General features: G+C 71.7%; 4 protein-coding genes. 1 reads left to right on the plus strand and 3 read right to left on the minus strand.

The window, feature by feature from the left end; translation table 11 throughout:
* Positions 1 to 80 precede the first annotated feature (80 nt).
* Positions 81 to 995, plus strand: a complete 915-nt coding sequence (locus ABT048_RS11645; RefSeq protein WP_350521170.1) for a ribosome-inactivating family protein — start codon at positions 81 to 83, stop codon at positions 993 to 995.
* 180 nt (positions 996 to 1,175) lie between these two features.
* Here ABT048_RS11645 and ABT048_RS11650 read toward each other — a convergent pair whose 3' ends face one another.
* The 3 genes from ABT048_RS11650 to ABT048_RS11660 form a co-directional block, all read right to left on the minus strand.
* On the minus strand, positions 1,176 to 2,009 hold the full coding sequence (locus tag ABT048_RS11650; RefSeq protein ID WP_350521171.1) for a hypothetical protein: 834 nt from the start codon (positions 2,007 to 2,009) through the stop codon (positions 1,176 to 1,178).
* A gap of 411 nt (positions 2,010 to 2,420) precedes the next feature.
* On the minus strand, positions 2,421 to 3,203 hold the full coding sequence (locus ABT048_RS11655) for a hypothetical protein (protein WP_350521172.1): 783 nt from the start codon (positions 3,201 to 3,203) through the stop codon (positions 2,421 to 2,423).
* 2 nt (positions 3,204 to 3,205) lie between these two features.
* The gene (locus ABT048_RS11660; RefSeq protein WP_350521173.1) at positions 3,206 to 9,751 is read right to left on the minus strand and encodes an RHS repeat domain-containing protein; all 6,546 of its coding nucleotides are present in this window, start codon (positions 9,749 to 9,751) and stop codon (positions 3,206 to 3,208) included.
* Positions 9,752 to 9,760 lie beyond the last annotated feature (9 nt).

Below are 9,760 nucleotides of genomic sequence, written 5' to 3' on the forward strand. Positions count from 1 at the left end.
ATGCTGGATCGGAACGCTGGGACCGCGCCCGGTCGCGGTGACCAGCCCCCTCCGATCACCCGTCATCCGAGAAGGAACCCGTGCTCAAGAAGACCTCCTCCGTGCTGCTGTCGATCTCCGCGGCCACCGCACTCCTCGTCTCCCTGGCGGGCACCGCGTCCGCGGCGACCGCCCCCGCCGTCCACCCGGCCGCGGTGAGCCAGGCGGGCCCGGCGGCGGTGAACCGGGCCGCAGCGCTGGTGAACTGGCCCGTCATCGACTGGGACATCACCAACATCACCGCCGGTGGGGCGGAGCACGCGAACCGCTACTGGAACCTGATCGACGCGATCCACCGCAACAGCTACGGCGATGCGACCGACGCCCCCGACGGGACCCTCCAGCAGACCACCCGGAACACCAACCGGCTGATCCAGGTGCGGGTCAACAACAACGGCTCCCACCTCGTCTCCGTCTACCTGTGGGCCGACAACCTCTACGTCGCGGGCTTCTACTCGCCGAGCGCCAACCAGCACTGGGCCTTCCAGGACGGCCGCCAGCAGCAGTTCCAGAACGACCTGGGCGTGACGGCGCGGCTCATGCCGCGCAACGGCAGCTACCTCAGCCTCAACGGCGGCACCACGCGCGAGAACCTGCACCTCGGCGCCCAGAACATCTTCAACGCGCTCCGGGACCTGAACAACGTCGGCACCTGGGACCAGACCCGCATCGACCGGGGCATGCTGATGGCCATCACCGTCTTCTCCGAGGCCGCCCGGTTCGGGCCGATCTTCAACCGGGTCCACGGAAACATCAGCTCCTGGGCCGACGTCCAACTGAGCGTGGACTACCGCGACATGGAGAACCAGTGGGGCGCGCTCTCCCGGGCCGCCCACAGCTGGCGGCAGGGCCAGCCGGCCTCGGTGCGGCTGATCGGCAACAACGTGACGAACTTCGACCAGCTGCGGCGCGTGGTCGGCTTCGTGGAGCTCCACGGCTCCGAGGCGCTGCTGTAGCGCCCGCCGGGCAGCCGACGTGACGCCGGAACGGCGCCTCGCCCGATCGGGGGTGAGGCGCCGTTCCGGCTTCCACACAACGGTTCTGAGTGCCGGCCGGCACGATCGACCCTTGCGCCGGACCGTACGGGTACCACCGCGGTGCCCCGCCCGGGCGGGGCACCTGGCCCTGGCACTGGCCTAGCGGCCGCTCCCGCCCGCCGCCCTCCCGCGCAGGGACACCCCGAAGCGCGTACGCAGCCGGTGCACCTCCCACCAGGCCACCGCGGTGACCGTCGCCGGACCGCCGACGATCGAACACAGCTGCACGGCCGGCGGACCGGGCGGCAGCCCGCCGATCGCCAGGCCGATCAGGGCCAGCTCCCACACCAGCACCCCGGTCAGCACGGGCGGGAACACCGCGTGCACCCGGTCCATCGTGAAGGCCGTCCGGACGACCGTCGGCGAGGCGAACGCCACGAACATCAGCGCCCAGATCGGCACCGCCAGCATCAGGATGTCGACCAGCTGGCCGACGAACAGCACCTGGACCGACCCCTGCACCTTCTGGGCGAGAAAGAGCAGCACCGGCACCGCCGTGCACGCGCCCACGTACCGCAGCGCCATCAGCACCGCCGGGCGCACCTGGGCCCGCATCGCGGGCCGCGCGGCGGGCCCGGCCAGCCGGAACAGCACCCCCACCACCGCCGGCGCCGTCACCAGCACCAGCCACGGCGTGATCACCAGCCGCAGCTCCCACTGGTCGTTGGCCTCGCTCCAGTCCCCGGGCGACCCGTACACCGCCAGCACCGTGAACCCCGCGGCGAGCGCCAGCCACCCCCGGATCCGCTGCACCCGCAGCACCACCGGATCGCTGATCCCCCGCGGCCCGGGCGCCACGAACACCCGCCGCGCCAGCTGCCGCGCCGACCGCGCCATCGGGTAGAGCCCCAGCAACAGCAGGAACGGCCACAGGCAGAACAGCAGCGGCAGCCACACCCACCCGCCGAGCGCCCGCCGAGCGGGCGCCACCACCTCCCGCAGGGTGGGCCACTCCTCGCCCCGGAAGCGCTGCCACAACGGAACACGGCCCTGCGGCTGCCACGGCGGCTGGCCCTGCCACTGTCCCTGTCCGTATCCCGGCCCCGGACCGTATCCCGGCCCCGGACCGTATCCCTGTCCGTATCCCGGCCCCTGTCCCGGCCACGAGAAAGGGTCCTGCTCCCCGTACGTCACGCCACTTCCCCCACGCGGTCCCTGTCCCCACCGGACACCCAGTCGACTCCGCAGCCCAGCAGACTACTGCCGCCCGCCCACACCCCGCCCGCCCTTTCCCGCCCGACGGCGCCACGGCACGACGAAGCCGTCGACCCACCCACCCCGTGGGGCGCGTGGGTCGACGGCTTCGGACTGCGTGAACACCGGGGCCTACCGGCTACCTCCCGGTCAGGCGGGCGGTGACAGCTCCACCTCGTAGCGGTGGAGGCGGTCGTTCACCCAGCAGGCCAGGTCGGCGCCGCTGGTGGTCCCGGCGAGTTCGGTGAGCAGCCGCTCGGTGAACTCGCCCAGCAGCCGGGCGTCGACCGGCACCGCACCGGAGCGCGCACCGCGGGCGAAGGGGAGTTCCTCCGCCCGGTGGGCGACGGTGTAGGTCACCGAGTCACCCGCGCCCTCCGACGGGATGACGTGCCGGCCGGGCTCGTCCTCGGTGAAGACCAACCCGGTGCCCGACGCGGCACGGTTGGCCGCCTCGACCAGGGAGAAGCCCGGCGCCGCGGGCGCGGCCTCGCTCCCCAGCCGCAGGTCGACCACGGCCTCCGGCAGAGCCGGGCGGTCGACCCGGTAGCTGTAGTTCCCGTCGACGTCGACGTAGGAGGCCGTCTCCAGGTCCCCGAGCGTGCCGTGCAGCCGGGCGGTCGCGAAGCGGCAGTAGGAGCGGAGCGCGGCGACGACGTCCTCGCCCGCCGACTCGGTGACGCCGACGTACAGCCGGCCGTCGTACAGGCGCTCCGCGTACCAGTCGTCGCGGATCACTCCGACGGCCGGGCCCGACAGGTCACCGGGGTCGGTGCTCAGCCAGAGGCTGAGCCGCGAGCCGTCCGGGCCCGTCGCCCCGTGCCGGGTCCGTTCCGCCGGACCGTTCCGGAAGCCGAGGGCCGACCCGATCTCCTCCGCGGTCAGCGGAGGCCCGTCGGGGCGTCGGACGGCCAGCACGGCGTCGACCGACATGGTCAGCACCCCCCGCCACTGCACTTGGGTTCGCTGCCGATCTTACCGCTGATCACCCAGCCGCCCCGGAGGTCGCCTCGGGACCAGATCTGGTACTCCTGGAAGTAGGCCGTGTTGTTGTGCAGGAAGCTGTTGAGGCTGCTCATGGCCGTCTTGGCGTCGTAGCCGTCCTTGAGGGTCACATAGGCCCGGACGGCGCCCTTGCCTTCCTTCACGGCCCTGAGCGAGTCCTTGACGGCGTCCTTGCTGCCGCCGGTGGACGCCTTGAACTCCGACGGCACGCCGTCCACGTAGGCGTCCGCCACCTCGGGATCGTCACCGCCCTTCACCCTGATCTCGGGAATCGCCACCACCGAGTGGCCGCCCCGGGCCAGGTCGAACGCGATCCGGTACTCGCCGACGCTGAACCCGCCCTGGGTCTGCTTGCCCTTCGACAGCCGCTTGAAGTCCAGCGGGTTGAACGGGTTGGCGCTCTCGTCGATCAGGGCGGCGGCGTCCTCGACCATCTTCCGGTCGAGGATGTCCTGGGCCATGTTGGCGAACTGGCAGCCGTCCTTGGCCGAGGGGCGGCAGTACTTCTTGTTGATCTCCCGGATCTTCTCCAGGTACTCGCCGATGATCGGGTTGTCCTTCTGCATCAGCCAGGCCACCCGGGCCTCGTACCACTTGTGGCGCTCCTCCGGGGAGCCGGCCGTGGAGCTGCTCGGGTGTCCGCCACCACCGCCGCCGCCACCACCGCCGCCACCGCCGTCGTCATCCCCGCCGCCGTCGCCGTCGTCGCCGCCGTCGTCGGCGCAGTTGGTGACGCACTCGGGGCCCCTGACCGGGTCGTGGAAGGTGCCGTCCGGGCCGACCCAGCCGTGCAGCGCCATGTCGCTGCCCGAGCAGTCGTCGGCGCACATCTTGCGGCCGTCGGGGTCGCTGGTGCTGATCGGGTTGCCGCCCGAGTAGGCGTAGCCGTTCAGCTCCTTGGGGCTCGCCGGGTTGAACTCCGGGTCGATGCTGAGGAACCGGCCGAGGGTCGGGTCGTAGTCGCGCGCCCCGAGGTGGACCGTGCCGGTCGGCTCGTTGACGCCGCCGAGGAAGCCCCGGCTGCCCGCCCACGAGGTCGGCGCGGTGCCGCGCTGCTCGCCGTACGGGGTCGTCCGGCGCTGCGCCACCGCGCCCGTGGAGGCGTCGACGTTGAGCTCGGACGTGCCGTGGTGGTCGGTGACCTGGAAGCCGAGCTTGTTGTCGTCCGTGCGGACGGCGACCGCCGAGCCCAGCGAGTAGTAGCGCGTGGCGGCGGGCTTGGCCGCGCCCTTGGTGAGGGTCAGCTCGGTGGCGCCGAGGTAGACCGTCCAGCTTTCGGCGCCCGGGTTGGCGCTGTCCAGGACGTGCGAGGTCAGCCGACTGCCGGCCGGGTCGTAGAGGTAGTCCGTCGTCCTGGTGCTGGTGACGGGTCCGTTCCTGACGGTGTCGACGACCTTGCCGAGCTTGCCCTCGGCGTCCCAGGTCAGGGCCTGGTCGCTGGTGCCGCCGCCGGCGAGCTCCCGGTGGCGGGCGATGGTGTTGCCCGCCGGGTCGTAGCCGTCGGTCTCGGCGAGGACGCCGGTGCCGCTGGTGCCCTTCAGGGTGTGCGGCTGGGCTGCCGTCGCGCCGGGGTAGTTGTACTTGGTGGTGACGTCCTTCGTCGCGTCGCCCGTGGTGTCGTGCCGGGTCTGGGTGTCACGGGTGCTGTCGGGGTTGAAGTTCCAGCTGGTCCAGTACGGGGCCGGGCCGCCGAGGGCCTTGGCGTCGGGCGTGGCCGGGCAGCCGGTGCCGCTCGGCGTGAACGCCTCGGTGAGCCGGGCCAGGTAGTCGTACCGGAAGCACTGCCGGTCGGTGCCGGAGCGCGAGCTGTCGGTGATCGAGGTGACGTTGCCGACCTGGTCGTAGCCGTAGACGGCCGCGCGCAGCGGAGTCGCGACGCCGTACTGGTCGGTCCGCGAGGAGGCGAGTCGCTGGGTGCCCCACTCGTAGGCGTTGGTGACGTAGAGCTGGTTGTTCGCCGTGCCGTCGGACAGCGTCGCCTGCAGCGGCTTGCTGGTCAGGCTGTACGTCTGTCCGGTGAGGTAGGTGCTCAGCCCCTGGGCCGTGGTCATCCGGGTGAGGGCGTCGTAGCCGTACGCCACCGACTCGGCCGCGAGGTTGCCCGCCGCCGGGTAGCTGGTGCTCTGCGGCTTGCCGTCGAGCCGGTAGATCGTGCCGCTGACGTAGTTCCCGGCGAGCGACTCCTGGCCGGGGACGGACGGGACGCTCAGCGTGGTGCGGGTCGCGCGGCCCAGCGCGTCGTACAGCGACCAGGTCGTCTTGTACGGGTACGAGGTGCCGCCGACGGTGAGGTACCGGGTCGCCGAGGAGATCAGGCCCTTGTTCCCCGCCGGGTCCCAGGTCTGCGAGGTGAGCAGCGGGCCCGACGCGGAGCCGGAGTGCAGCTCGGTCTGCCGGTCGAGGTTGTCGTAGACGTACGCCAGGGTCCGGTTGTTGCCGTCCCGGCTGGTGGCCAGCCGGCCGCGGTCGTCGTAGGTCTTGACCGACGTGCCGGAGTCCGGGTCGACGGTCTTGACCAGGTGGCCCTGCTGGTCGTACGTCCAGCTCCACTGCGTCCCGGACTGGTCCGTCAGCCGGGTGGTGTGCCCGGCCGCGTCCTGGGCGTAGGTGATCCGGTCGTAGTCACCGGTGGCGGAGCCCCCGCGGTACTGGCGGACCTCGGTGGTCCGGCCGCGGGCGTCGGTGATGGTCGTCGACGGGGTGCCGCCCTTGGGCGGGGTGACGGTGACCCGGTCGCCGCCGTACTCGGTGAGCGTGGTGGCGATCGGGGTGCCGACGCCGTTGCCCGCCAGGGTGGTGGAGTTGGTGACGCGGCCCAGGCCGTCGTAGGTGTTGGCGGTCTGGGTCTCGACGCCGGTGGCGTCCTCGACCTTGAACAGGGCGGTGGAGGGTGCGCCCGTCGCGTAGTAGGCGGCGTAGGCGAGCGCGGCCTGGCCGTGCTCGTCGAAGAAGGTGTCGGTCAGGACGCGCCCGCCGTTGTCCCCCGGGTCCTGGGTCTGCCGGATCCGGCCGAAGCCGTCGTACAGGGTGTACGCGGTGGCCTGGGAGCCGTCGGCGAGGAGCGCCTTCGTCGAGACGACCCGGATCCGGGCGTCGTCGTCGGTGTAGCCGAACTCGTGGTTCGGGGTCTGGCCGCCGGCCTTGGAGCGGTTCGGCAGCCAGACCTTGAGGGTGCGGCCGAGCGCGTCGTACTGGCTGTCGGTGCGGCGGTTGTTGGCGTCGACGGTGTCGACGGTCAGGCCTCGCAGCAGGTCGAGGTCGGCGACGGTGACCATGGCGGTGGCGGAGTTGCCCGCGACCGCCGGCGGGCCGGTCGTGGTGATCCTGGTCGGCCGGCCGCTCGCCGGGGCGTAGCCGGTCGTGGTGGTCTGCGCCAGCGGGCTGGGCGTGGTCACGGGCGCCGCGGCGCCCGTGGTGTCGAACACCGTGGTGGACGCCAGCTTCGTGGTGCTGTCGGGGCGGCCGTAGCCGTCGTAGTGGGTCGTCCCGTCCAGGTAGGTGGCCTGGTTGCCGGTGCGGGACTTCAGGACGTGCACCGTGGTGGGATCGCCCTTGACGGGGGCGGCGCCGTAGGCCTGGCCGTCGTAGCGGGTGCGGACGTCCGACAGGACGGCGGAGGTCCCGTCCGCCTGGGTGTCGCGGTTGACGGCCGCGGCGCAGCCGGCGGCGACCGTCTCGACCTGGACGGTGCCGGTCAGGATCCAGGCCGCCGTGTTGTCGGCGTACGTCGTGCGGGTGCACGTGTCGTCGGTGCCGACCGCGACGTCGCCCAGGTCCTCGATCTGCGTCGTGCGGCCGTAGCCGTCGAGGGTCGTGTCGGTGCGGGTCTCGCGCCAGGCGGCTCCCGCGCCCTTGTCGAGCGAGGTGAAGGAGCGGGTGGCCTGGGTGCCGGTGAGGTTGGCGGTGGTGGTGCCCCAGTCGTTGGAGCGCTTGGCGGTCTCCTTCTTCCAGGGAGTGCTGACGGACTTGGCGAGCATCGCGCCGCCGGGCTTGTCGTACTGCTCGCTGCGGTACTCGAAGCCGGCCCAGGCCTGGTCGTCGGTCAGGACGGTGCCCTGGCCGTCGTCGACGGTGACGCTGCGCCTTGCGTTCTTGTCGGCAGGATCGTTGCGGTCCTGGTCCATGCCGCGCAGGTAGTAGTGGTCGGCCTGGGTGGACATGCCGGTGACGCCGCCGGTCTCGACCCGGGCGTGGGCGTAGCCGCGCCACTGGGACCAGGTCTTCAGCTTGGCCGGGGTCAGGCCGTCCTCGTCGTCGAAGTGCCAGGCGGCGTCGCCGAGGTAGGTGTAGTGGGTGACCATGTCGGGTGCGCCGCCGGTGCGGTCGGTGGCGATGACCGACTCGACGACGTACTTGTTGAACCACTCGGTGGTCACCGGCACGTCGTTGGACGGCTGGTACATCTGCGGGAAGCAGCGGGTGGTGTTGCTCTGCGGCGTGGGCAGGGCGTTCCAGTCGCAGGTCGCGGCCGAGTAGTTGACGTCGAGCTGGCCGCCGAGTTCGTCGGTGATGGTGCCGATCCGCTGCTTGACGAAGGGCATGCGGCCGTCACCGACCTTGTCGAGCCGGTTGGCCAGCTGCTTGTACGCGAAGGTGGTCTTCGGCAGCGCGACGGACGGGGTGGCGGAGGAGCCGGTGTGCTGGATCGAGTCCAGCAGCAGCTGGTAGTCGAAGTCGGCGGTGCCCCACTTGTGGTTCAGCGTCCAGGTGTCGACGGCGGCGTAGCTCCCGTCGGCCTGCAGCGTCTTGGCGGTGACGGAGGTGAGGCGGGTCCGCGTGAAGTAGGTCGGCGAGCTCTTGCCGGTGCAGTCGGTGCCGTCGGCACAGTTCTGGTCCCACGGGGTGTCGTACCAGTACTGCCGGTTGGCGTCGATCTTCGCCGGGTCGCAGAGCGCGGCGTTGGTCTCCAGGCAGCGCTCGGCGGTGCCGAACTCGACCCGGCCCATCGGCTTGACGGTAACGGAGTAGAGGTCGCCCTGCTGCTGGCCGTACTCGATGTGGTCCAGCCGGCCGCCCCGGACGTACGGGGTGCGGTCCGAAGCCTTCAGGTTGCGGCCGTAGTTGTTGGTCTCGGGGGTGTACCAGTAGGTGATGTCGTTGCCGTGGGCGTCGATCACCAGGTCGAGGTTCCACCGCCAGCCCTGCTGGCACCACGAGGACGCGAAGTCGGCGCCGTTGCACGGCTCGCCCGCGTTGTTGCCGTAGACCGGCACGGTGTAGACCGACTTGGTCTCCGGCTTTCCGGCGCTCCAGTTGGGCAGGCGGTTGTAGCCGAACCAGTAGCTGGTGCCGTCGGCGGTCAGGGCGCGGAAGTACTCGCCGTCGTTGTCGCCGTTGCCCCGGCCGGTGTCGCGCAGGCGGGTGACCTTGGTGTTGTCGTCGCCCTTGATCCGCCACTCGTCACCGGAGACCGGGATCAGCTCACCGGAGTGCCCCGTGAAGCTGATGGTCACGTTGTCGGTGCCCCAGCACAGGTCGCCCGGGCTGGTGGTGCCGGTCTTGGGTGCGCCGTCGTCGGCGCACGCCTTGTAGCTGCGCTCGACGAAGCCGGGCGAGAGCTCGAAGCCGTCACCGGCCCAGGAGGCCTGGTTGTTGCTGTTCGCGGTCCGTCCGTCGACGCTGCCCGAGCTGTAGGACAGGCCGATCTTCGGCGTGAGACCGCCCGGCATCGCCGTCAGCGGCATGTCGTACGACCAGCTGAACGACCCGCTGTTCAGCGAGGTCGACCACGAGGAGGCCGAGGTGAGCGGCGTCGCCTTGTAGTCGCCGCTCGGGCCGGCCGTTCCGGTGGTGGCGGCGACCACCATCGCGCCCGGCGCGGCCGCCAGGCGCATCGACCCGGCCGGGGCCGTGGTCAGGGCGTCCGCGGCGACGGTCTGGTGCTCCGGGTCGTTGCCGCCCGGCAGCGGGGTCTGCACCCGGCACTCGGGCCGGTCGGGCGTGGTCAGCGCGCACTCGGGCAGGCGCACCAGCTTCAGCCGCGAGCCGAAGCCGGAGCCCGCCGCCTGCGCGAAGGACGAGTAGTCGACGGCCAGTCCACTGTTCTCGTCGGCGCCCGCGACGGTCAGCAGCACACCGTTGATCCCGGCCTTGACGGCGGCGTCCTGGCCGAGCAGTTCGACCTTCGCCTTGGCCGCCCGGCCCGCGGAGGAGACGGCGACGGGCAGCTTGTCGGCCTTGACCGCCTTGCCCTTCTCGCCGGGGACGTCGACGGTGGCACTGCCCGCGCCGGGCAGGACGCCGTGCTTGCCGTCGACCTTGCTGACGGTGGTGTCGCCCTTGCGACCCCTGGACTTGGCGTCCGAGCCCTTGACCGGCTTCTCCGGTGAGACCGCGGACGGCTTGGTGTACGGTTCGGCCGCCGCCGCGACGGCGGCCAACGGCAGTGCCGGCAGCAGCGACCCGACCAGCGCGCCCGCGATGACCGCGGACACCCTGGAACGGGCCGGCCGCAGCACCGACCTCTTCCTGCTCATGGTGGAACG

It is taken from the genome of Kitasatospora sp. NPDC096140, from assembly GCF_040303045.1.
Taxonomy (GTDB): domain Bacteria; phylum Actinomycetota; class Actinomycetes; order Streptomycetales; family Streptomycetaceae; genus Kitasatospora.